Raw genomic sequence first — 24,282 nt, 5'->3', positions numbered from 1 at the left:
CGATCAGACCGTAGCCTTGATCGGGATCGTGCGGGGCTTCTTGCCACCGAACATGCTGACCTCGCTGGCGCCGTCCGAGCAGCCGTTGCCAAACGAGAAGCCGCAGCCGCCACGGATGTCGAACGCGTTCTCGGCGTACTCGCGGTGGGCCGATGGGATGACGAAGCGGTCCTCGTAATTGGCAATCGCCATCACGTGGTACATCTCCTCCACCTCGGCCATCGACAGGCCAGCCTGCTTGAGCACGGCCAGGTTCTGGCGCTGCTCCACATGCTTGTCGCGCTGGTAGGTGCGCATGGCCAGCATGCGCTCCAGCGCCCGCACCACGGGGCCGGTATCACCGGCGGTGAGCAGGTTGGCCAGGTACTGCACGGGGATGCGCAGTTGCGACACATCGGGGATGTCACCATTCACGCCCACATGGCCTGCGTTGGCGGCAGCCGTGATGGGCGAGAGCGGAGGCACATACCAGACCATGGGCAGCGTGCGGTACTCAGGGTGCAGCGGCAAGGCCACCTTCCATTGCACGGCCATCTTGTAGACCGGGCTGTTGCGGGCAGCGTCCATCCAGCTGTCCGGGATGCCGTCGATGCGGGCTTGCTTGATCACGTCCGGGTCGTTCGGGTCCAGGAAGATGTCGAGCTGGGCCTGGTACAGGTCGCGGTCGCGCTCCACGCTGGCGGCTTCCTGGATGCGGTCTGCGTCATACAGCAGCACACCCAGGTAGCGGATACGGCCCACGCAGGTTTCCGAGCACACGGTCGGCTGGCCCGCTTCGATGCGGGGGTAGCAGAAGATGCACTTCTCGGCCTTGCCTGATTGCCAGTTGTAGTAGATCTTCTTGTAGGGGCAGCCCGAGACGCACATGCGCCAGCCACGGCACTTGTCCTGGTCGATCAGCACGATGCCATCTTCCTCGCGCTTGTAGATCGAGCCGCTGGGGCACGATGCCACGCACGCCGGGTTCAGGCAGTGCTCGCACAGGCGCGGCAGGTACATCATGAAGGTGTTTTCGAACTGGCCGTAGATGTCCTTTTGCACATCGTCGAAGTTCTTGTCCTTGCTGCGCTTGCTGAACTCGCCGCCCAGGATTTCTTCCCAGTTCGGGCCCCACTCGATCTTCTCCATGCGCTTGCCGGTGATCAGGCTGCGTGGACGCGCCGTGGGTGCGGCCTTAGTTTCAGGGGCGGACTGCAGGTGGTCGTAGTCGAACGTGAAGGGCTCGTAGTAGTCGTCGATCTGCGGCAGGTTGGGGTTGGCAAAGATGCGCATGAGCAGCTTCCACTTGCCGCCCTGGCGGGGCGCGATGGAGCCGTCGGGGTTGCGTACCCAGCCACCGTTCCAGCGGTCCTGGTTTTCCCATTCCTTGGGGTAGCCGATGCCGGGCTTGGTTTCGACGTTGTTGAACCAGGCGTATTCCACCCCGGGGCGGCTGGTCCAGACGTTCTTGCAGGTGACGGAACAGGTGTGGCAACCAATGCACTTGTCCAGGTTCAGCACCATGCCGATTTGTGCGCGAATTTTCATCGTGTTTCTCCTTGTCTTCGGCTTCAGGCGTGGTGGGCCGATGCGGGGGCTTCGTCGTCGAGCCAGTCCACACGGTCCATCTTGCGCACCAGCACGAACTCGTCGCGGTTGGTGCCGATGGTTCCGTAGTAGTTGAAGCCGTAGCTGTACTGTGCGTAGCCACCAATCATGTGGGTGGGCTTGAGCACGATGCGCGTGACCGAGTTGTGGATACCGCCACGGGTGCCGGTGATCTCGGAGCCGGGGGTGTTGATGATCTTCTCTTGCGAGTGATACATCATCACCATGCCGGGGTTCACACGCTGGCTCACCACCGCGCGGGCCGCAATGGCGCCGTTGGAGTTGAAGAGCTCGACCCAGTCGTTGTCCACGATGCCAGCAACCTTGGCGTCGTCTTCGCTCAGCCACACCACCGAGCCGCCCCGATTCAGGGTAAGCATCATCAGGTTGTCGCTGTACGTGCTGTGGATGCCCCACTTCTGGTGCGGCGTGATGAAGTTCAGCTGGATCTCTTTGTTGCCGTTGGGCTTCTTGCCTTCGACTTCGTGCAGCGTCTTCAGGTGCACCGGTGGGCGGTAGCTCACAAAGCCTTCGCCGAAGTCACGCATCCACGGGTGGTCCTGGTAGAACTGCTGGCGGCCCGTGAGGGTGCGCCATGGGATGTACTCGTGCACGTTGGTGTAGCCCGCGTTGTAGCTGACCTTCTCGCTTTCCAGGCCCGACCAGGTGGGCGAGCTGATGATCTTGCGCGGCTGCGCCTGGATGTCGCGGAAGCGGATCTTCTCGTCCTCGCGGTGCAGCGCCAGGTGCACGTGGTCGCGCCCGGTCTGCTTGCCCAAGGCCTCCCAAGCCTTGCAGGCCACATGGCCGTTGGTCTCAGGCGCCAGCATCATCACCACTTCGGTGGCGTCGATGTCGGTCACGATGCGGGGCATGCCCTGCGTCACGCCCTCTTCCTTCACGCGGCCGTTCAGGTCGCCCAGCTGGCCGACTTCCGTCTGCGTGTTCCAGCCGATGCCCTTGCCGCCGTTGCCCGCCTTGTCCATCAAGGGGCCCAGGGCGGTGAAGCGCTTGTACAGGTTGGGGTAGTCGCGCTCAACCACCGTGACCTGTGGCGCTGTCTTGCCGGGGATGAGTTCGCACTCGCCCTTCTTCCAGTCGCGCACGCCATAAGGCTGGGCCATTTCACCGGGGGTGTCGTGCATGATGGGCGTGAGCACCACGTCTTTCTCGACGCCCAGGTGGCCCACGCTGACCTCGCTCACGGCCTTGGCGAAACCCTTGTAGATCTCCCAGTCGCTCTTGGCCTGCCAGGCAGGGTCCACCGCTGTGGACAACGGATGGATGAAGGGGTGCATGTCGCTGGTGTTGAGGTCGTTCTTCTCATACCAGGTGGCCGTGGGCAACACGATGTCGGAGTACAGGCAGGTGGTGCTCATGCGGAAGTCGAGCGTGACCAACAGGTCCAGCTTGCCTTCGGGCGCATTGGCGTGCCACTGCACTTCCTCGGGCTTGGCCTCGTCCTTGCCCAGGTCCTTGCCCTGCACGCCGTGGGTGGTGCCCAGCAGGTGCTTGAGGAAGTATTCATGCCCCTTGCCCGACGAGCCCAGGATGTTGGAGCGCCACACGAACATGTTGCGCGGCCAGTTGTCGGGATGGTCCGGGTCCTCGCAGCTCATCGTGAGGCTGCCGTTCTTGAGCGACTCCACCACGTAGTCTTTGGCGTCCATGCCCTTCGCCGCAGCATCCTTGGCCACCTGCATCGGGTTGGTCTTGAGCTGGGGCGCCGAAGGCAGCCAGCCCATGCGCTCGGCGCGCACGTTGTAGTCGATCTGGGCGCCGTGGTAGGCGCTGGCGTCGGCCAGGGGCGAGAGGATTTCTTCCATGCCCAGCTTCTCGTAGCGCCACTGGTCGGTGTGGGCGTAGAAGAAGCTCGTGCTGTTCATCTGGCGGGGGGGGCGGATCCAGTCCAGCGCAAAGGCCAGAGCGGTCCAGCCGGTCTGGGGCCGCAGCTTTTCCTGGCCCACATAGTGGGCCCAGCCGCCACCGCTCTGGCCAATACAGCCGCACAGCATCAGCATGTTGATGATGCCGCGGTAGTTCATGTCGCAGTGGTACCAGTGGTTCATCGCCGCGCCGATGATCACCATGGATTTGCCATGCGTCTTGTCGGCGTTGTCGGCGAACTGGCGCGCCACGGTGATGATCTGGTCGCGCGGCACGCCCGTGATCTTTTCCTGCCAGGCAGGGGTGTAAGGGCGGTCGGCGTCGTAGCTGCCGCCGGGCTCTTCACCGGGCAGGCCCCGGTCGATGCCGTAGTTGGCGGCCAGCAGGTCGAACACGGTGGCGACCATCACGCGGCCTTGGGCTTCGTGGCCGGACAGCTCCAGGTGCGTCACGGGCACGGGGCGCACCATCACGTCGCTGCCTTGTTCGTTGGCCGTGAAGTTGGGCGACTGCACGCCGCCGAAGTACGGGAAGGCCACCTTGGCCACTTCGTGCGTCTGTGCGCCGTCTTCGATCACCGACAGCTTGAGCTTGACGGTGTTGCCCGTGCGGGCTTCCTTGTTCTCCAGGTTCCACAGGCCCTGGTCGGCGCGGCCATCGGCGCCCCAGCGAAAACCAATGGAGCCGTTGGGCAGCGTGACTTGGCCCAGTTCGTCGTAGCCCACGGTCTTCCAGTCGGGGTTGTTCGACTGGTCAAGCTGGCCTGGGAAATCGCTGGCACGCACATAGCGGTCGGGCACCATGGCCTTGCTGCCATCGGGCAGCGTCTTTTCCTTGAGCACCACCAAGAGCGGCAGGTCGGTGTAGCGGCGTGCGTAGTCGTCGAAGTAAGTGCTGCGGCCCTTGCCACCGTCCTTGAAGTAAAACTCTTTCAGGATCACGTGGCCCATGGCCATGGCCACGGCAGCGTCGGTGCCCTGCTTGGGGTGCATCCACAGATCGCCCAGCTTGGCCACTTCGGAGTAGTCGGGCGTGATGGACACGACCTTGGTGCCCTTGTAGCGCACCTCGGTCAAGAAGTGGGCATCGGGCGTGCGTGTCTGGGGCACGTTGGAGCCCCAGGCAATGATGTACGAGCTGTTGTACCAGTCGGCCGACTCGGGCACGTCGGTCTGCTCGCCCCACACCTGCGGGCTGGAGGGAGGCAGGTCGCAGTACCAGTCGTAGAAGCTCATGCACACGCCACCGATCAGGCTCAGGTAGCGTGAGCCTGCGGCATACGAAATCATCGACATCGCTGGGATGGGCGAGAAGCCGATGATGCGGTCAGGGCCGTGCTTCTTGATCGTGTAGACATTGGCCGCAGCGATCATCTGGTTGACTTCGTCCCAGGTGCTGCGCACAAAGCCGCCCAGGCCGCGCTGCTTTTGCCATTCGCGCTTGGAGGCATCGTTTTCGACAATGCTGGCCCAGGCGTCCACGGGGCTCTTGGCCAGGGCAATGGCGGCGCGCCAGTGTTTGAGCAGGCGGCCGCGCACCATGGGGTACTTCACGCGGTTGGCGCTGTACAGGTACCAGCTGTAGCTGGCGCCGCGTGCGCAGCCACGGGGTTCGTGGTTGGGCAGGTCGGGACGGGTGCGGGGGTAGTCGGTCTGCTGGGTTTCCCAGGTCACGATGCCGCCCTTGACGTAAATCTTCCACGAGCAGGAGCCCGTGCAGTTCACGCCGTGGGTGGAGCGCACGATCTTGTCGTGCGCCCAACGGTCGCGGTAGGCGTCTTCCCAGGTACGGTCTTCGCCGTTGGTTTCGCCGTGGCCTTGGGCGAAGGTCTCGCGGGGCTGCGAGAAGTACGTGAGGCGATCCAGAAAATGGCTCATCGGGGGCTCCTTGTTCTATAGGGGGTGTGCGGACAGCTCAGGCGGCCATCAGCAAGGCATCTCGGCGTTCTTGCGCGCGTAGTACCACCAAGTGACGACGATGCAGACGGCATAGAAGACTGCAAAGCACCACAGCGCGGCATTGGGGGTGCCCGTCAGGGCGATGGAGCTGCCATAGCTCTTGGGAATGAAGAACCCGCCGTAGGCAGCCATGGCGGCCGTGAAGCCGAGCGTGGCGGCGCCCAGGGTGTTGCCTTCCTTGTTGGCCTGGGCCACGGCAGCAGGGTCGTGCTTGTCTACGCCGCGCAGGGCCTCGGTCAGGAAGATCACAGGGATCATGCGGAAGGTGGAACCGTTGCCAATGCCGGTGGTGAGGAACAGCACCAGGAAGCACACGAAGAAGCCAGAGAACTGCCCTTCGTTGCCTGCGGAGGGCAGGAACACCGTGACGCCCATCACGGCGATGGCCATGACGATGAAGTTCCACAGCGTGACGCGCGCGCCGCCGAGCTTGTCGGCCAGCCAGCCGCCAAAGGGGCGGATCACAGCGCCCACCAGCGGGCCCAACCAGGCGTAGGCCAGTGGGTTGATGTTGGGAAACTGGCTCTTGATGAGCAGCGGGAAGCCTGCTGCATAGCCGATGAACGAGCCGAAGGTGCCCAGGTACAGCACGCACATCAGCCAGTTGTGCTTGCGGCGGAAGATGGCGGCCTGCGCAGCAAACGAGGCGCGGGCGTCGGCAATGTCGTTCATGCCGAACCATGCGGCCAGGGCCGTGACGGCAATCCATGGCACCCAGATGAAGGCCGCGTTTTGCGTCCAGACCTGCACGGTCTGGCCATTCTTCACGATGGTCTGGCCTTCGCCACCAAAGATGCCGAAGATGCCGGCTGTGACGACCAGCGGGCTCAGGAACTGCACCACCGACACGCCCAGGTTGCCCAGGCCGGCATTCACGCCCAGCGCCGAGCCCTTGCGTTCCTTCGGAAAGAAGAAGCTGATGTTGGCCATGCTGGAGCTGAAGTTGCCGCCGCCCAAGCCGCACAGCAGCGCCAGGATGAGCATGGTGGGGTAGGCCGTGGTGTTGTCCTGCACCGCAAAGCCGATGCCGATGGCGGGGATCAGCAGCGAGGCGGTGGAGATCGCCGTCCAGCGGCGGCCACCGACCAGCGGCACCATGAACGAATAGAAGATGCGCAGCGTGGCGCCCGAGAGCGCTGGCGCTGCGGCCAGCCAGAACAGCTGGTTGGTCGAATACTTGAACCCGAGGCCCGGCAGGCTCACAGCGACCACGCTCCAGACCTGCCAGATGGCAAAGGCCAGAAACAGCGCGGGCACCGAGATCCACAGGTTGAGCTTGGCGACGGCTTCGCCTTCGCGCTCCCAGAAATTCTTGTCCTCTGGTGTCCAGAGGGTGAGCAGACGCCCCTGGCGCCCGCTGGTGGTGGTGGCAGACATGGTGAGGTTCCTAGAAAAATCAGCGGTTACCGGCTGGGGCGGTACCTTGTGCACCCATGACGCGGGTGTTGCGCACTTCGGTGAAGTACATCCAGATGAGCGAGACCCACACCACGCCGTACATCAACATGAAGGCGCTGGAGCGGATGCCGGTGAGGTCCATCAGCAGGCCAAACAGAATGGGCAGGATGAAGCCACCCATGCCGCCAGCCAGCCCGACGATGCCGCTGATCGTTCCGATGTTCTGGGGGTAGTCGTTGCTGATGTACTTGAAGACGCTGGCCTTACCAAAGGCCCAGCAGATGCCCAGCAGGAACATGAGGCCGGTGAAGACATACACGTTCAGGCCCAGGTGGAAGGTCTTGGCGCCGTTGACGGTGAGGATGGTGAAGTCGGTCTGCGGATAGCTCAGCAGGAACAGGCAGATCCAGCTCACCCACATCACCCACCAGGTCACGCTGTGGGCGCCGTACTTGTCAGACAGCACGCCGCCGATGGCGCGCAGCACACCGCCAGGCAGCGAGAAGCAGGCAGCGAGCAGGGCAGCGACGCGGATGTCCAGGCCGAACTCGCCCACGTAGTACTGCACCATCCACAGCGACAGCGCCACGTAGCCGCCGAACACGATGCTGTAGTACTGGCAGTACTTGAGCACCTTGGGGTCCTTGAGCGCCTTGAGCTGGTCGGTGAACTTGACGTTGCTGGCCACCAGGTGGGAAGGATCGCTGTGGCTAAAGAACCAGAACAGCACCAGCGTGCCCAGCATGATCGCGGCGTACACCTGCGGCACCATGGTCCAGCCAAAGGCCACCAGGATCACAGGCGCCACGAACTTGTTGACGGCCGCACCCGAGTTGCCTGCGCCGTACACGCCCATGGCTGTGCCCTGACGCTCCCTAGGGAACCAGCGCGCCACATACGGCGTGCCCACCGAGAACGAGCCCCCCGCCAAACCCACGAACAGGCCGATGGTGAGGAAGTGCCAGTATTCGGTGGCGTAGCTCATCATCCAGATGGCAGGCACGGTGGTGGCCATCACAGCGGCCATCACGATGCGGCCGCCGAACTTGTCGGTCCAGATGCCCAGCGGCACCCGCACCAGCGAGCCCGTAAGCACGGGCATGGACATGAGCAACCCGAACTGCGTGGAGTTCAGGTTGAGCATCTTTTTGATGGGGATCCCGATGACGCCGAACATCATCCAGACCATAAAGCAGACCGTGAAGGCGAAAGTACTGACGATCAGTACCGACCAAGCCTGACGGGTGCGCTGTGGGCTGTTGCCCGAGGGCAAAGTGGTTTGTGCCATGGCGCTAGTCCTCTCGTATTGGATGACAGGCATCGTCCCTCTTATCGGGGAGCTTGCCCATCCTTCGCTAGAACGTGTCTGGCACGGCAGAGGGAGTAGTCACACGGGGAGCACCATCGTTCGAAAGAACTATGGCCTTTGGCAAGAGCAGCCGCGAAGCACACGGAAGATCAACAGGGCGGTTTATAGCGAACTATCTTGACAACATCAAGACACTGCAAATTCAGGAGCACCTCACGCCTATGAGGCGCCACTCTTCAATAAGAAGTAGCTTCCATCGCCCGTAAAACAAGCGCAAACAGCTCTCATTTTGAGAGCATTCAAATCTTGGAGGGAGAGGTCCAGCAGATCGGCCCGCACTGAGCGGCACACCCGCTGCGAGCTGCGTGGCGGCATGGGGCCGATGGCCCCAGAGCTATTCGATGCGCTGACGGTCTGACGCGTAGACCGCGGCCTGCACGCGCGAGGTGAGCCCCAGTTTGCGCAGGATGTGTTGCACATGGATCTTGACGGTGGTCTCGGCAATATCGAGTGTGCGGGCGATCTCTTTGTTGCTCAGGCCGCGAGCAATTTCACGCAGCACGTCTTCTTCGCGCGGTGACAGCGGAGACACCTCGTCTTCAGGGGCTGGCGCGGCCACAACCCCCGCAGGCACGGGCTCGGGCGGGCCGCCCTGGGCCTGAAACGCAGCCACCAGCTTGCCCATGAGCTCAGGACTGACCACGGGCTCGCCGCGCGCCGCGCGGCGGATGGCCTGGGCCAGCAGGTCGCCATCGATGGTCTTGAGCAGATAGCCTTGCGCGCCGTTGCGCAGGGCGGCGGCGAGGTCCTGCGAATCCTCGCTGACGGTGAGCATGAGCACCCGCGAGTGTGGAGACACCTCGCGCAGGCCGCGAATGGCGTCCACGCCCATCACGCCAGGCAAGTGGTTGTCCAGCAGGATCACGTCGGGCTGCAGGCGTGGCACCAGGCGCAGGGCTTCGGCCGCATCGCCCGCTTCCCCCACCACCTCCAGCCCCGCATCCTGCCCCAACAAGGCGATCAGGCCCCGGCGAAACAGGGTGTGGTCGTCCACCACAAGCAGGGTCAAGGGGCGGACAGCAGCGGCAAGGGTCACGTCAAAAGTTCCTGGTGTACAACGGGAGCAGCGGGCACCGGCGCCGGGGCAGGCGTCGCCGCTGGGGCCGGTGGGCGCGGGCTGCTGGGCAGCTCAATGCACACGCGCGTGCCCTGGCCTGCCTGTGAATGTACTTGCACCACGGCACCGATGCGCTGTGCGCGCTCGCGCATGATGCCAAGCCCCACATGCACCGAATCGGGCGGCACCTGCGCGGCTTCAAAGCCGATGCCGTCGTCCTGCACTTCAAAGCGCCAACGGGGGTGGCGCTCCACGCGCAACGCCACCCGGCTGGCGTTGGCATGCTTGCGCACGTTGGACAAGGCTTCCTGCACCATGTGCAGCACCTGGATCTGCACATCGGGCGGCAGCGGCAGGCCGTGGCCCGACATGGCGAGCGTGGCGGCCATGCCCGTCTGGTGCTCAAACTTGGACAGCGTGGCGCGCAGCGCGGTTTCGATGTCTTCCTCGCTGGTGCGGGTGCGAAAGTGCACCAGCAACTCGCGCACATCGCTGTAGCACTCGCGCACACCCACATCCAGCTCGTCAATGCTGCGGTCGCGCTTGGCGGTGTCACCCTTGGTCACCGCATCGCGCAGCAGCTGGGTCTGGATTTTCAGGAACGCCAGCGACTGGGCGATGGAGTCGTGCAGTTCGCGCGCAATCATGCTGCGCTCTTGCGCCACGGCGGCCTCGCGCTCCAGGGCCGTGGCACGCAGGCCTTCCATGGCGCTGGCCAGGTGGCGCGTCATGGCCTCCAGCAGTTCGCGCAGCTCGTCGTTCAGCACCACAGGGGAGCGAAAGAACAGGTCCACCTCGCCCAGGACACGCTGCTGCATTTGCACGGGGATGGTGACCATGGTCTCAAACCCGGCCTCGCGGCAGTGGGGCAAAGCGACGGCCGATGTGGGCGTGATGGGGATGACGCGGGTGCGCGCTTTTTCCTGCGGCTGGCCGCAGTGGCAAGCGCCAGTGTGCAGGCAGTGCTCTTGCTCGGCCATGGCTTTGGGCAGCCCATCGTTGGCCAGCAGCACATAGCGCTCGTTGGCTTCGTCCGACCAGCGCACGGCCACCGCATCGGCCCCGGCCACGCGCCGGATCTGGCGCACAAAGCCGTTGGCCAACGCCTGCAGGCTGCCCGCATCCGAGGCCAGTCCGCTGACCTCGTAGAGCGCCGCCAGCCGCTGGTTTTGCACGGCAATGCTGGCGGTCTTCTCCTGCACTTTTTGCTCCAGCCCCTCATGCGAGGCCTGCAACGCGTGGGCCATGAGGTTGAACCCCGCAGACAGCTGGCCAAACTCGTCATCAGTCTCGATGGGCAGCCGGGTGCCCAAGTCGCCCTGGCGCAAGCGGGCTTGGGCATTTTGCAGCCGCGCTACCGGGTTGATCACCAGCAGGTAACTCACCGCCATGAAAGTCACGGCCGCCGCAATCGCCAGCGCCATCATGCACAGCTGAAACAGGTGCAGCGCGGCCGTCCACCCGGCAATCTGCACCTCGATGGTCTCCACAAACTGGTCCACCTGCTCCACAAAGTGGTCGGCCTGCGCCAGCGCCTGCACCCGGTCCGGGCGGGGCTCCTGCGTCCACTGGCGGTGCAGGGCGGTCCATTCCGCGCGGATGGCCTCAAACCGGGGGCGCGTCTCGTCGCCCCAGGGCACAAACAAAGGGCGGGCCGGGTCACCGGTGCGCAGCAGCTCCAGGCTGGCGTCAAACTCTTTGGCGCGCTGTTGCACGGCTTGCACGGGTTCCGTCTGCAGCACCAGCACCATGCGCAGCATGTTCATGCGCAGGCGCCCCGCCTCGTTCACCGCAGCGGCCCCGCCCTCCAGCTTCCAGGTCACCCACAGGGTCAGGCCTATGGAGCCCAGGGCCACCAGCAAGAAGCCGGCCCCCAGCGCCAGCAGCTTTGCGGTCAAGGATGGAGAGGTTCGCATCGCCGCAGTGTAAACATGCCCCCTTGGGGACTCTTGACCCAAGTCAAGAAACAACCGCGTAGCATTTGCGCATGCGTTCACTGTTTTCCCGCTCACGCCCCCATTCTTCGTCTGCCCGCCCTCTGCTGCGCCGCGCCCTGGGTGCCGTGGTGATAGGTGCCGCTTTGGCAGGCTGCGCCCACCGCCCCCCCAGCGCCACCGGCACGCAATGGCCCCTGGTGCTGCGCACCGTGCTGCCTGCCGATGTGCTGCTCCTGGGCGAGCAGCATGACGACCCGGAGCACCAGCGCATGCAGCACGAAGCCGTGAAATGGCTGGCCATCCGCAACCAGCTGGGCGCGGTGGTGCTGGAAATGGCCGAACGCGGCACCAGCACAGCCGCACTGCCCACATCAGCCACACCAGCCCAGGTACAAAGCGCACTGCAGTGGCAAGAGGCGGCTTGGCCCTGGGCGCAGTACAGCCCCGCCATCATGGAAGCCGTGCGCGCAGGTGTGCCCGTGCTGGGGGGCAATCTGCCGCGCACCCAGGCCCGCAGCGCCATGCGCGACCAGGGCCTGGACCAGGCCTTGCGCCCCGAAGCCCTGGAGCGGCAGCGCGAAGCCATCCGCGAGGGGCATTGCCACCTGCTGGCACAAGCCCAGGTACCGGGCATGGCACGCATCCAGATCGCGCGCGACAAGGCCATGGCCCAAACCCTGGCAGAAGCCCACCGTAGCCCAGGTACCACCGCCTTGCTGATCACTGGCGCAGGCCACACGCTGCGCACCGCTGGGGTGCCCGTGCATTTGCCCAAAGACCTGACCGTTCGCATCGTGGTAGCGCTGCAGCAAAAGGCCCCAGCCACTGCCGGAGCGCCCAGCGACACTCCGGCAGACAAGTCCCCGCCAAGCGAACAGGCCACTGCCGATGCCGTGGGCCGCCTCGTTCCGGCCGACGCAGACCTGGTGTGGACATCGCACTGGCGGGACGCGCCCGACCACTGCGAAGCATTGCGCAAGCAACTGGAATAAGCGCTCTGGGCCCCACGCCCAGGCCCAAGAACCCGCCACAAGTAGCCCCGCGGCGCCAAGCCGCCCCCGGTGCTGCGACAATGTGGCGCCTATGACCCAAGCCTATATCCTCACCCTGTCTTGCCCCGACCGACTGGGGCTGGTGCACGCTGTCTCCGGTTTTCTGATGGAGCACGGCGGCAACATTGAAGAAGCTGCCCAGTACAACGACAACGCCACGGGCCTGTTTTTCATGCGCGTGCAGTTCGCCTGCGACCAGCATGACCACGCCACACTGAAGGCGCGCCTGGCCACCTTTGCCGAGCCCTTCGAGATGCGCTGGAGCCTGCACACCACGGCCGAGCCCATGAAGACCGTGCTGCTGGTCAGCAAAGAAGGCCATTGCCTCAACGACCTGCTGTTCCGCTGGAAGTCCGGCCTGCTGCCGGTGGACATCCGCGCCATCATCAGCAACCACCGCGAGTTCTATCAATTGGCGGCCAGCTACAACGTGCCGTTCCACCACATTCCCGTCACAGCAGCCACCAAGGCCCAGGCCGAAGCCAAGCAATTCGAGATCATCGAAGCCGAAGGCGCTGAGCTGGTGGTGCTGGCGCGCTACATGCAGGTGCTCAGCGATGACCTGTGCCGCAAACTGGCGGGCCGCGCCATCAACATCCACCACAGCTTCCTGCCCAGTTTCAAGGGTGCCAAGCCTTACTACCAAGCCCATGACCGGGGTGTGAAGCTGATTGGCGCCACGGCCCACTATGTGACGGCCGACCTGGACGAAGGCCCCATCATCGAGCAGGACGTGGCCCGCGCCGACCACACCGACACCGTGGAAGACCTCACATCGCGCGGCCGCGACACCGAAAGCCAGGTGCTGGCACGCGCCGTGAAGTGGCACAGCGAGCACCGCGTGCTGCTCAACGGCCACAAGACGGTGGTGTTCCGATAAAGCCTTTGCGGGCTTGATGGGTGCATTGAAGTGGCTACCACCGCTGCGGCCTCCTTGCTCAACAGCGCCGCAAGGCGCATTCCACCCATCCAGTGCCTGCTGACGTTTGAGGCCCTGGCTCGGCTGCGCAGCGTGACGCAGACCGCCGACGAGCTGTGCGTCACGCCCAGCGCCGTGAGCCACCGCGTCAAGCAGCTGGAGCAGATGCTGGGTGTGCGGCTGTTTGGGCGGGCGGACTTTTCGCTCACCACCGAGGGCAGCGCCTACCTGGCCCATGTGCGCGAAGGGCTGGGGGCACTACAGCGTTTTCCAGGTGAAGCCACAGCCCCCGGGCGCAGGCGCCTGAAGCTGGCCGTGACACCCACCTTTGCACGCACCATTCTCATCCCACGCCTGCGGCAGTTCACCGAGGCCTACCCGGAAATCGACCTGGCCCTGCAGGTCTCCATCCCGCTGCTGGATGTGGTGGCCGAGGATGCCGACCTGATGGTGCGCTTTGGCCCCGGCCACTACGCCGACGTGGAGCATGTCGAGCTGGCGCGGGATGTGGTGACGCCCTTGGCGTCCCCCACATTCGTGCGCGAACACGGCCCGTTTGAACGCCCAGAAGACCTGGAAGGTCTGCCCCTGCTACGCAGCCCCCTGGAGCCCTGGCGTACCTGGTTTGCCGTGAGCCAGCTTGACTGGGCCGAGCCCAACGAGGGCTCGCAATTCAACGACATTGGACTCATGTGCGATGCCGCCGCAGCCGGCATGGGCGTGGCCCTGGTGCGCCTGAAACTGGGCGCGCCCTGGCTGGAGCATGGCACGCTGGTGCGGCTGTTTCCCATCGACGCCCACAGCCCCCACGCCCACTACCTGTGCTGGCGCGCCGGCGCCATGGAGCGCTGGGAATGCGCCGCCTTTGCGCAGTGGCTCAAGGCGACGCTGTAGGCTGACAACGACCTTTTGGCGAGAGCTTACGAATACCTCCAGGAACCAGAAGGTTTGCGGGCAAAGAAGCTTGCGACGCCTTTACTCACAGAGAGCGTGAGAAAACTTCAAACACTGCCCCAACCCCAGACAGGCATAGGAGCATTACAGTGCTCAGGTGATGACCGAAACACCCCATCCCTCTCCTGCCGAGCGCAAGGCCCTGCAGCACCGCGTGGTGCAGGCCCTTTCTGCTGTGGTTCCACAGCACGCGCTGCTCTGGCACAGCGAAGACACCACCCCCTACGAGTGCGATGGCCTGACCGCCTACCGACAGCGCCCCCTAGTGGTGTGCCTGCCCGAAACGTACAAGCAAGTGGCCGCCGTGTTGAAAACCTGCCACGCGCTGCAGGTGCCGGTGGTGGCGCGCGGTGCAGGCACAGGCCTGTCGGGCGGGGCCATGCCACATGCCACGGGCGTCACGCTGTCGCTGGCCAAGTTCAACCGCATCCTGAGCGTGAACCCCGAAAGCCGCACGGCGGTGGTGCAATGCGGCGTGCGCAACCTAGCCATCAGCGAGGCCGCCGCGCCCTACGGCTTGTATTACGCGCCCGACCCCAGCAGCCAGATCGCCTGCACCATCGGCGGCAACGTGGCCGAGAACTCCGGTGGCGTGCACTGCCTGAAATACGGCCTGACGGTGCACAACGTGCTCAAGGTAAAGGGCTTCACGGTGGAAGGCGAGCCCGTCGAATTTGGCAGCGAAGCGCTGGACACCCCTGGCTACGACTTGCTGGCCGCCGTGATCGGCAGCGAAGGCATGCTGGCCGTGACTACCGAAGTGACGGTCAAGCTCATCCCCAAGCCCCAGCTGGCGCGTTGCATCATGGCCAGCTTTGACGACGTGCGCAAAGCGGGCGACGCCGTCGCCGCCGTGATCGCGGCCGGCATCATCCCCGCCGGGCTGGAGATGATGGACAAGCCCATGACCGCTGCCGTGGAAGACTTTGTGCAAGCAGGCTACGACCTCACAGCCGAAGCCATCTTGCTGTGCGAGAGCGACGGCACGCCCGAAGAGGTGGAGGAAGAAGTTGGCCGCATGAGCGAGGTGCTGCGCGCCGCAGGTGCCACGGCCATCTCCGTCAGCCAGGACGAGGCAGAGCGCCTGCGCTTTTGGAGTGGTCGCAAGAACGCCTTCCCCGCCAGCGGCCGCATCAGCCCCGATTACATGTGCATGGACTCGACCATTCCGCGCAAGCGCCTGGCCGACATCCTGCTCGCCATTGCCGAGATGGAAAAGAAATACCAGCTGCGCTGCGCCAACGTGTTCCACGCGGGCGATGGCAACCTGCACCCGCTGATCCTGTTCGATGCGAACGACCCGGACCAGTTGCGCCGCTGCGAACTGTTTGGCGCCGACATCCTGGAAACCAGCGTGGCCATGGGCGGCACAGTGACGGGCGAGCATGGCGTAGGCATCGAGAAGCTGAGCAGCATGTGCGTGCAGTTCTCTGGCGAGGAAAACGCGCAGATGTTTGGGCTCAAGCATGCGTTCGATCCAGCAGGGCTGCTGAACCCGGGCAAGGTGATTCCGACGCTGCACCGGTGTGCGGAGTACGGGAAGATGCTGGTGCGCGGGGGGCAAATCAAACACCCCGAGCTGCCGCGTTTTTGAAGCCGATGAAACCCTTGCAAGGTTTGGCCTTCCTGCTGCTCATGCAGTCAGCGGGTGAAGCGCTCTCGCATTTTTTGAAGCTGCCAGTGCCTGGCCCCGTCGTGGGCATGGTGCTGTTGGTGTTGGCCTTGCGCTGGGGCCCCGTGCAGGCGGCAGTGGCCCCGGCTGCGGGCTTCCTGCTCAGCCACCTGTCGCTGTTGTTCATCCCGGTGGGCGTGGGGGTGATGACACACCTGGCCTTGCTGAGCGAGTACGGCTTGCGGCTCGTAGCGGTGATCGTGCTGTCCACCTGGATCGGCATGGCCGTGACGGCACTGGTGCTGCGCCTGCTGCAACCCAAGGCGATCCATGCCGAACTTCGTTGAACTGTGGGTGTACCTGGCCTCGGCCCCGCTGTTTGGGCTGACGGCAACCCTGTCCGTGTATGTACTAGCCCAGGCACTGTCGGTGCGCGCGGGGTACGCGCCCTGGGCCAACCCTGTGATGTTGTCGGTGGCCGCGCTGGCAACACTCATGCTGGCCACAGGCACAGCCTACCCCACCTACTTTGCGGGTGCGCAGTTCATCCACTTCTTGCTGGGGCCTGCGGTGGTGGCACTGGGCTGGCCCCTGTGGCAGCGCCGTGCAGCGCTGCGCGCGCGCTGGGCTCGCCTGGTGCTGGCGTCACTGGCCGGTGGCAGCGCCGCAGCGGCCAGCGCCGTGGGGCTGGGCTGGGCGCTGGGTCTGCCGGGGGATGTGCTGCTGTCGCTGGCGCCCAAGTCCGTCACGGCACCGGTCGCAATGGGTGTGGCCGCGCAAATCGGCGGCGTACCCGCGCTGGCGGCAGTGTTTGCCGCACTGACGGGCATGGTGGGTGCGCTGTCGGCCCGCTGGCTGTTTGGGTGGATGCGTTTGCCGAGCGATGCGGAGGGCATGGCTCTGCGGGGGTTTGCGCTGGGCACCGCGTCGCACGGCATCGGTGCGGCGCACGCGCTGCAGGTGCATGCCGAAGCAGGGGCATATGCGGGGCTGGCGTTAGGGCTGCAGGTGGTGCTGGCGGCGGTGTTGATGCCGTTGGTGTTTCGGTGGTTGTGAGGGTTTTTGCCGCCTACCTTTAAGCCATTTTGGCCGGTAGCGCCCGTATTAATTGCGCAAGCAGCTATACCTTTAATAGCACCCTCACCCCCCTGACACCGCCGCCCAAACCTCCCTGGCGTGCGACACCCCGAACAACACCAACCCGATCAACCCGCCGACCACGGTGCCGTTGATGCGGATGTACTGCAGGTCCTTGCCAATGTTCAGCTCGATCAGCCGCGTCATCTCTTCGGTGTCCCAGCGGCGCACCGTGTCTTCAATGTGCTGGGCGATGAAGGCCGACACATCTGGCGCCAGCCCTTCTACCCACCGCTCCAGGCGGTCATTGAACGACTGCCGCAGCGCTGCATCGCCCGCCAACGACTCACCGAACCACAAGCCCAGCTTGCCCACCTGTCGCGCCAGCACCGAATCGGCATCGGCCAGATCGCGCTGCAGCGCCCCGCGCAGGTCCAGCCACAAGGTCTGCACATAGCCCGCCACCGTGGCATCGGTCTGCAGCCAGGTGCGGATCTCCTCGCCCTTGCGTGCCCAGCCGGGGTCGGTCCGCAGGCGCTCGATGAAACGCTGCACCGTCGCATCGAACTGCGCGCGCAGGGCGTGCTGCGGGTTGGCTGCGACATCGGCCATCACGCTCTCCAGCGCGCGGGCCAGCAGGGCCGAGCCCTTGTCGCCCAGCCAATCGCTGGGCAATAACTTTTCGGTGCGCGGGTGGTCCTTCTTGAGCCAGGCCACGATGGCCTGCGCCACCCAGGCACGGGTTGGCTCGTTCTGCAGCAATTCGATGAGTTTCTCCAGCACCTCGTCCAGCAGCGCCTGGTGGCGGCCGTTGTGCGTGAGGGTGTCGAGCACCGCCGCCAGGGCGCGCGACATGTCCACCTGACCGATCAACGCGCGCGCCGCCTTCTGGATGAAGCGCTCCACCTGCGCGTCCTGCACCGTCTCCAACGCGGCCGAGGCCAGACGCGTGGCCTGGTGCCCCAGCAGCGCGGCGTTGCCCGGCGCCGTCAGCCACTGCGCCAGCCGCTCGGCGGGGTCGTGCTGGCGGATCAGTGCCACCAGTGAGGGCACGTCCAGAAACTTGTCGCGCACAAAGGTGGCCAGGTTGCGGCCGATGCGCGCCTGGTTGCGCGCGACGACCGCGGTGTGCGGAATGGGCAAACCCAGCGGGCGGCGGAATAGAGCCACCACAGCAAACCAATCGGCCAGCGCGCCCACCATGGCGGCCTCCGCCACGGCTTTGATGCAGTTAAGCAGCAAATCCCGCTCGACCACGCTGGTGGCAATAAAAACGGCGGTCACCAGCCCCAGCAGGCCCAGCGCTTGCCGCTTGGCGCGGCGCAGGGCCAGCGCTGCGGTGTCAGGGGCCAGCGCGGTGGTCATCCAGGTTTGCTGCAGCGCCTCAGGCCGCCACGGCGATCTGGTCCAGCGCCTTGGCAAGGTGGCCCACGGTGCGGTCCACGTTGTGCCACTTCTCCAGGCCAAACAGACCGATGCGGAAGGTCTTGAAGTCCGGGCCTTCGTCGCACTGCAGCGGCACGCCAGCAGCGGTCTGCAGGCCCACTTCCATGAACTTCTTGCCGTTCTGGATGCCTGGGTCGGTGGTGTAGCTCACCACCACGCCGGGTGCCTTGAAGCCATCGGCCGCCACGCTGGGGAAGCCGCGCGATTCAAGCAGCGCACGCACCTTGGCGCCCAGTTCGATCTGCTCTTCGCGCACCTTGGCAAAGCCGTAGGCGCGGGTTTCGGCCATCACCTCGGACAGGCGCACCAGCGCATCGGTGGGCATGGTGGTGTGGTACGCGTGCTGGCCCTTTTCATAGCCCTCGGCGATCTGCATCCACTTTTTGAGGTCGCACGAGAAGCTGCTGCTGGTGGTGCCGTCGATGGCCTGGCGCGCGCGTTCACTCAACATCACCATGGCGCAGCAGGGCGAGCCGCTCCAGCCCTTTTGCGGCGCGCTGATGAGCACATCCACGCCGGTGGCCTGCATGTCCACCCACATGGCGCCCGACGCCACGCAGTCCAGCACGAACAGCGCGCCCACATCGTGGGCCGCAGCCGTCACGGTGCGGATGTAGTCGTCGGACAGGATGATGCCGCTGGCCGTCTCCACATGGGGGGCGAACACCACCTTGGGCTTTTCGGCGCGGATGGTGGCTGCGACTTCGTCGGCCGGGCACGGCGCCAAGGGGGCCTGCGGGCCGCTGCCCTGCTGGCGCGCCTTGCACACCACCGAGCCGCCGCCCAGACCCTTGTCGGCGTCAAAAATCTGCGTCCAGCGGTAGCTGAACCAGCCGTTGCGCACGATGAGCACCTTCTCGCGGTTCGCGAACTGGCGGGCCACGGCTTCCATGCCGAAGGTGCCGCTGCCGGGCACCAGCACGGCGGTGTGGGCGTGGTAGACCTCTTTGAGCGTGCCCAGAATGTCCTGCACCACGCCGGTGAAGCGCTTGGACATGTGGTTGAGCGCGCGGTCGGTGTAAACCACCGAAAATTCAAGCAAGCCATCGGGGTCGATATCGGGCAGCAGTCCGGGCATGAAAGTTCTCCGTCAACAGGAACGCCACCCCGGTGCGGGGTAGGCCGAGCAGGCCAGCTTAGCATGCAGGCTGGGCCAAAAGACCCGCCCGCACAGCGTTGGCCACGGGCCGCTACGATGCCCTTTTTACCCGCAGGATTGCCATGCCCGACTTTCGCAGCGACACCGTCACCCAACCCACGCCCGCCATGCGCGAAGCGATGTTCAAAGCCCCGCTGGGCGACGATGTGTTTGCCGATGACCCCTCGGTCAACGCCCTGCAGGAGCATGCAGCGCAGTTGCTGGGCTTTGAGGCCGCGCTGTTCGCCCCCTCGGGCACGCAAACCAACCTGATTGCGCTGTGGGGCCACTGCCAGCGGGGTGACGAGGCCATCGTGGGCCAGAGCTGGCACACCTACCGCTGGGAGGCGGGCGGCATGGCGGTGCTGGGCTCCATCCAGCCCCAGCCCGTCGAGACCCAGCCCGATGGCACGCTGCGCGTGGCCGACATCACCGCCGCCATCAAGCCCGACGACCCACACTTTGCACGCACACGCCTGGTGGTACTGGAGAACACGACCGGCGGCCAGGTGCTGCCGCCCGCCTACATCGCCGAGGTGGCCCAACTGGCCCGCAGCCGGGGGCTGGCGATGCACCTGGACGGCGCGCGCTTGTTCAACGCCGCCACGGCCAACGCTGCGCGCCATGGCACCGATGTGTACGACGAAGCGCGCACGCTGTGCAGCCATTTTGATTCGGTGTCGCTGTGCCTGAGCAAGGGCCTGGGCGCGCCCGTGGGCTCACTGGTGCTGGGCAGCGCTGCGTTCATCCGCCAGGCACGCCGTACCCGCAAGATTCTGGGTGGCGGCATGCGCCAGGCCGGTGTGCTGGCGGCAGCGGGGCACTATGCGCTGCAGCACCACGTCCGCCGCCTGGCGGATGACCATGCCCACTTGAACCAGTTGGCCCAGGGGCTGCAGGAGATGGGCAGCAGCCACCCGGCGCTACAGGGCCGCATCACGGTACAGCCCTGGCAAACCAATATTCTGTTCACCGACATCCACCCAGACATTGCCCCGGCCTTCACGGCCTGGCTCGCCCAGCACCAGGTGCGGGTGACCAGTGGCTTGTATGCAGGCCAGACCCGCCTGCGCTGGGTGACGCATCTGGATGTGAGCCAAGCCGACGTGCAATCGGCCCTGGACTGCGTTGCGCGCTTTGCCCTGCCCGGCTGAAGCAGGGGCAGTCACTGCCCGTCAAGCAGGGGGGTAGGTACGCCCACCAAACACCCCTGTACCGACACGCACCATGGTGCTGCCTGCCTGGATCGCGGCATCCAGGTCGGCCGTCATGCCCAATGACAAGGTGTCAAACCCCTCCGCCCCAGGGATGCCGGCCTCCACAAGGGCCTTGCGGATTTGGTCAAACAACGCGCGGGCCGCACTGTGCACCGCTTTCTGGGCGGCGAAGTCAGGACTGGCATCGGGGATGCTCATCAGCCCGCGCAGCCGCAGGCGTGGCAGTTTTGCCACAGCCAAGGCCAACTCCAGCGCGTCCTGGGGCGCAACCCCGGCTTTGGTCTCGCCACCGTCCACGTTCACCTGGATGCACACATTCAAAGCAGGCAGGTCCCGGGGCCGCTGGTCAGACAAGCGCTGGGCGATCTTGAGCCGGTCCACCGTGTGGACCCAGTCAAAGTGCTCAGCCACCAGCCGGGTCTTGTTGCTCTGCACAGGCCCGATGCAGTGCCATTGCAGCGCAAATGGCAATTGCTGGCGAAGTGCCAGGATCTTGTCCACGCCCTCCTGGATGTAGTTTTCGCCGAAAGCCCGCTGCCCGGCAGCGGCGGCCTCGGCCACTGCCTCGGCGCCGAAGGTCTTGGAGACAGCCAACAAAGCCACCTCCTCCCGCGCCCGGCCAGCTGCCCGGCACGCCTCGGAAATGCGGTCGTTCACCTGTTGGAGGTTGTTAGCAATCGTGGTCATAATGGCCGCCAAGCGTACCAAACGATAGAGGGAACCCCGTGGACATTACCCAATTGCTGGCATTCAGCGTCAAGAACAAGGCCTCCGACTTGCACTTGTCGGCGGGGCTTCCGCCCATGATCCGGGTGCACGGCGATGTGCGGCGCATCAACGTCGAGGCACTGGACCACAAGACCGTGCACGCCATGGTGTACGACATCATGAGCGATTCCCAGCGCAAGCAATATGAGGAATTCCTGGAGGTCGACTTCTCGTTTGAGATCGAAGGCTTGGCCCGTTTCCGTGTCAACGCCTTCAACCAGAACCGTGGCGCAGCGGCCGTGTTCCGGACGATTCCGAGCAAGATCCTGACGCTGGAGCAGCTGAACGCCCCCAAAATTTTTGGCGACCTGGCCCTCAAGCCACGGGGCCTGGTGCTGGTGACCGGCCCTACGGGCTCGGGCAAGTCCACCACGCTGGCCGCCATGGTCAACTACCTGAACGAAACCGAGTACGGCCACATCCTCACGGTGGAAGACCCGATCGAGTTCGTGCACGAGTCCAAGAAGTGCCTGATCAACCAGCGCGAAGTCGGCCCGATGACGCTGTCGTTCGCCGCTGCGCTCAAATCCGCACTGCGCGAAGACCCGGACGCGATCCTGGTGGGCGAAATGCGCGATCTGGAAACCATCCGCCTGGCCATGACGGCCGCTGAAACGGGCCACTTGGTGTTCGGCACGCTGCACACGTCCAGCGCCGCCAAGACCATCGACCGGATCATTGACGTGTTCCCGGCCGAAGAAAAGGAAATGGTCCGCGCGATGTTGTCCGAATCGCTGCAGGCCGTGATCTCGCAAACGCTGTGCAAAACAAAGGACGGCTCGGGCCGCGTGGCTGCGCACGAAATCATGCTGGGCACCAGCGCCATCCGCAACCTGATCCGCGAGGCCAAGGTGGCGCAGATGTACTCCACCATCCAGACCAGCAACAGCGTGGGCATGCAGACGCTGGACCAGAACCTCACGGATCTGGTGCGCCGCAACATCATCAGCCCTGCAGAAGCGCGCGCCAAGGCCAAGATCCCCGAGAACTTCCCTGGTTGATCGGCGTCACACACGCCCCCACAGACACATATCGCAGCACCGTTGTGCTGTAGACCGGAGCATCTTATGAAAGGCATTCTTGGCCTTCTGCGTTCAAAAACCATAGGCAACAAGCCCAAGGACGACAACACCGATTCCGTGCTGTTCTCCACCGCCTTTGCGGGCCAGGGTGTGGATGACTCCATGCTGGTCCCTTGGGAAGCACGCGCTGTAGAGGTAGGCGCCAAGCGCCTGCCCACCAGCCGGGGTGGCAAGCTGCTGCAAGGCCTGTGGTCCAAGGACAAGTACATGGCGCACCTGGACAAGGATGCCGTGGAACGCATGGAGCGCTTTTTTGAATTCGCCGCCATTCCGTCCAACCGCGACGTGATCCGCCAGGACGAATACGGCAACTTCATGGTGGTGCTGTTGACTGGCACCATTGCCGTGGACCGCGTGCAACCCTGGGGAGAGCAATTGCGTCTGGCGGAAACCCGCCCGGGCGACATCCTGGGCGAGATGTCGCTGCTCGATAGCGGCATCCGTTTTTCGGCTTGCACCACGCTCACCGATTGTGAAATCGCGGTGCTGAGCGCAGAAGCCATGGACGACATGATGTCCCAAGACCCCCAGTTGGCTGCCAGCTTGGTGGCGCTGTTGGCGCGTAAACTGTCGTTGCGCTTGCGCGTGGTCAGTGCCCGCTTGAGCGACAACCAAAAGTAACCGCACGTAAACAGCGCAGAACAAAGACAGCCGCCCGGCTGACAATGACGCCAGAGAGGATTTCTGATGGAACGCGATCAGGCCAGTAAATTTATCAATGACCTGCTCAAGTTGATGGTCAGCCGCAACGGCAGCGACTTGTTCATCACAGCGGAGTTTCCACCGGCCATCAAGGTCGATGGTAAGGTGACCAAGGTATCGCCCCAGCCTTTGACGCCCACGCACACCCTGACCTTGGCCCGCGCCATCATGAGTGACAAGCAGGTGGCCGACTTTGAACGCACCAAGGAATGCAACTTCGCCATTTCGCCTGCGGGCATTGGTCGCTTCCGGGTGAATGCCTTTGTGCAGCAAGGCCGGGTCGGCATGGTGCTGCGGACCATTCCGCTGACACTGCCCACCATTGACGGCCTGGGGGTGCCCCAGGTGCTCAAGGAAGTAACGATGGCCAAGCGCGGCTTGTGCATCATGGTGGGCGCTACCGGCTCCGGCAAGTCCACCACGCTGGCCGCGATGGTGGACTGGCGCAACGAGCACTCCTTTGGCCACATCATCACAGTGGAAGACCCGGTCGAATTCGTGCACCCCCACAAGAACTGCGTAGTGACGCAGCGCGAAGTGGGCCTGGACACCGACAGCTGGGAGGCCGCCCTCAAGAACACCCTGCGCCAAGCGCCCGATGTGATTCTGATGGGCGAAATCCGCGACCGCGAAACCATGGAGCATGCCGTGGCCTTCGCTGAAACCGGGCACTTGTGCCTGGCCACGTTGCACGCCAACAGCGCCAACCAGGCACTGGACCGGATCATCAACTTCTTCCCGGAAGAGCGCCGCGCCCAATTGCTGATGGACTTGTCGCTGAACTTGCGCGGCATGGTGTCACAGCGGCTGATTCCCAAGCAAGACGGCAAGGGCCGTGCTGCGGCGGTGGAAATCATGCTCAACACCCCGCTGATTTCTGACCTGATCTTCAAGGGCGATGTCTCTGAGATCAAGGAAATCATGAAGAAGAGCCGCAACCTGGGCATGCAGACCTTCGACCAATCGCTTTTCGACCTGTATGAAGCGAACGTCATCAGCTATGAAGACGCGTTGCGCAACGCTGACTCGTTGAACGACCTGCGCTTGCAAATCAAGCTCAACAGCCAACGCGCCAAGTCACCCGACTTGGCCTCCGGCACCGAGCATTTCGCCATAGTTTGA

19 protein-coding genes are annotated in these 24,282 nt (G+C 64.5%); 10 read left to right on the top strand and 9 right to left on the bottom strand.

What is annotated here, in order from left to right; genetic code table 11:
* Positions 1-3: 3 nt before the first annotated feature.
* The 6 genes from narH to CLU86_RS20145 all read right to left on the bottom strand — a co-directional run bounded on the left by narH (position 4) and on the right by CLU86_RS20145 (position 11,172).
* A complete protein-coding gene (narH, locus tag CLU86_RS20170; protein ID WP_099742859.1) occupies positions 4-1,527 on the bottom strand; it encodes a nitrate reductase subunit beta in 1,524 nt (507 codons plus the stop codon).
* A gap of 23 nt (positions 1,528-1,550) precedes the next feature.
* Positions 1,551-5,351, bottom strand: a complete 3,801-nt coding sequence (locus CLU86_RS20165) for a nitrate reductase subunit alpha (RefSeq protein WP_099742858.1) — start codon at positions 5,349-5,351, stop codon at positions 1,551-1,553.
* A 48-nt stretch (positions 5,352-5,399) separates the two neighbouring features.
* Positions 5,400-6,809: a NarK family nitrate/nitrite MFS transporter gene (locus CLU86_RS20160; RefSeq protein WP_099742857.1), complete on the bottom strand. Its 1,410-nt coding sequence runs from the start codon at positions 6,807-6,809 to the stop codon at positions 5,400-5,402.
* A gap of 19 nt (positions 6,810-6,828) precedes the next feature.
* Positions 6,829-8,118 (bottom strand): nitrate/nitrite transporter, encoded by a 1,290-nt coding sequence (locus CLU86_RS20155; RefSeq protein WP_099742856.1) that lies wholly within the window; start codon positions 8,116-8,118, stop codon positions 6,829-6,831.
* Positions 8,119-8,533: 415 nt separating this feature from the next.
* Positions 8,534-9,235, bottom strand: a complete 702-nt coding sequence (locus CLU86_RS20150) for a response regulator (RefSeq protein WP_099742855.1) — start codon at positions 9,233-9,235, stop codon at positions 8,534-8,536.
* A complete protein-coding gene (locus CLU86_RS20145; protein ID WP_099742854.1) occupies positions 9,232-11,172 on the bottom strand; it encodes a type IV pili methyl-accepting chemotaxis transducer N-terminal domain-containing protein in 1,941 nt (646 codons plus the stop codon). Before CLU86_RS20145 ends, CLU86_RS20150 begins: the two co-directional genes overlap by 4 nt.
* A 71-nt stretch (positions 11,173-11,243) precedes the next feature.
* Here CLU86_RS20145 and CLU86_RS20140 point away from each other — a divergent pair, with 71 nt between their 5' ends.
* From CLU86_RS20140 to CLU86_RS20115, 6 genes are all read left to right on the top strand, one after another.
* Positions 11,244-12,185, top strand: coding sequence for a ChaN family lipoprotein (locus tag CLU86_RS20140; RefSeq protein ID WP_099742853.1), 942 nt, complete (start codon positions 11,244-11,246; stop codon positions 12,183-12,185).
* A 91-nt stretch (positions 12,186-12,276) separates the two neighbouring features.
* Complete coding sequence (purU, locus tag CLU86_RS20135) at positions 12,277-13,125, top strand: formyltetrahydrofolate deformylase (RefSeq protein ID WP_099657646.1); 849 nt, start codon at positions 12,277-12,279, stop codon at positions 13,123-13,125.
* Between the two features lie 30 nt (positions 13,126-13,155).
* The gene (locus CLU86_RS20130; protein WP_099742852.1) at positions 13,156-14,058 is read left to right on the top strand and encodes a LysR substrate-binding domain-containing protein; all 903 of its coding nucleotides are present in this window, start codon (positions 13,156-13,158) and stop codon (positions 14,056-14,058) included.
* A 160-nt stretch (positions 14,059-14,218) separates the two neighbouring features.
* Entirely contained in the window at positions 14,219-15,712 is a 1,494-nt protein-coding gene (locus tag CLU86_RS20125; RefSeq protein WP_099742851.1) for an FAD-linked oxidase C-terminal domain-containing protein, read from the top strand.
* 5 nt (positions 15,713-15,717) lie between these two features.
* Positions 15,718-16,077 (top strand): CidA/LrgA family protein, encoded by a 360-nt coding sequence (locus CLU86_RS20120; protein ID WP_099742850.1) that lies wholly within the window; start codon positions 15,718-15,720, stop codon positions 16,075-16,077.
* Positions 16,061-16,786: an LrgB family protein gene (locus CLU86_RS20115; RefSeq protein ID WP_099742849.1), complete on the top strand. Its 726-nt coding sequence runs from the start codon at positions 16,061-16,063 to the stop codon at positions 16,784-16,786. The genes CLU86_RS20120 and CLU86_RS20115 overlap by 17 nt, the downstream gene beginning before the upstream one ends.
* A gap of 84 nt (positions 16,787-16,870) precedes the next feature.
* Here the strand turns inward: CLU86_RS20115 and CLU86_RS20110 are convergent, their stop codons facing one another.
* Together CLU86_RS20110 and CLU86_RS20105 are read right to left on the bottom strand one after the other, a co-directional pair.
* Positions 16,871-18,172, bottom strand: coding sequence for a DUF445 domain-containing protein (locus tag CLU86_RS20110; RefSeq protein ID WP_099742848.1), 1,302 nt, complete (start codon positions 18,170-18,172; stop codon positions 16,871-16,873).
* Between the two features lie 19 nt (positions 18,173-18,191).
* Positions 18,192-19,331 carry an aminotransferase class V-fold PLP-dependent enzyme gene (locus tag CLU86_RS20105; RefSeq protein WP_099742847.1) on the bottom strand — a complete coding sequence of 380 codons (1,140 nt, stop codon included), beginning with the start codon at positions 19,329-19,331 and terminating at the stop codon, positions 18,192-18,194.
* 143 nt (positions 19,332-19,474) lie between these two features.
* Here CLU86_RS20105 and ltaE point away from each other — a divergent pair, with 143 nt between their 5' ends.
* Positions 19,475-20,545, top strand: coding sequence for a low-specificity L-threonine aldolase (gene ltaE / locus CLU86_RS20100; RefSeq protein ID WP_099742846.1), 1,071 nt, complete (start codon positions 19,475-19,477; stop codon positions 20,543-20,545).
* 21 nt (positions 20,546-20,566) lie between these two features.
* On the opposite strand, the gene CLU86_RS20095 is transcribed toward ltaE, so the two are convergent.
* On the bottom strand, positions 20,567-21,295 hold the full coding sequence (locus CLU86_RS20095; protein WP_099742845.1) for a YggS family pyridoxal phosphate-dependent enzyme: 729 nt from the start codon (positions 21,293-21,295) through the stop codon (positions 20,567-20,569).
* 38 nt (positions 21,296-21,333) lie between these two features.
* Between CLU86_RS20095 and CLU86_RS20090 the strand changes: the two genes are divergently transcribed.
* From CLU86_RS20090 to CLU86_RS20080, 3 genes are all read left to right on the top strand, one after another.
* On the top strand, positions 21,334-22,377 hold the full coding sequence (locus CLU86_RS20090) for a type IV pilus twitching motility protein PilT (protein WP_099657637.1): 1,044 nt from the start codon (positions 21,334-21,336) through the stop codon (positions 22,375-22,377).
* Between the two features lie 66 nt (positions 22,378-22,443).
* The gene (locus tag CLU86_RS20085) at positions 22,444-23,079 is read left to right on the top strand and encodes a cyclic nucleotide-binding domain-containing protein (protein ID WP_099657636.1); all 636 of its coding nucleotides are present in this window, start codon (positions 22,444-22,446) and stop codon (positions 23,077-23,079) included.
* Between the two features lie 66 nt (positions 23,080-23,145).
* A complete protein-coding gene (locus CLU86_RS20080; RefSeq protein ID WP_099657635.1) occupies positions 23,146-24,282 on the top strand; it encodes a PilT/PilU family type 4a pilus ATPase in 1,137 nt (378 codons plus the stop codon).

Origin of the sequence: Acidovorax sp. 62, from assembly GCF_002754495.1 — a bacterium.
In the GTDB taxonomy this organism is placed as follows: domain Bacteria; phylum Pseudomonadota; class Gammaproteobacteria; order Burkholderiales; family Burkholderiaceae_C; genus Acidovorax.
Note: the sequence above shows the minus strand (reverse complement) of the source record. Positions and strands in the feature narration are given on the sequence as shown.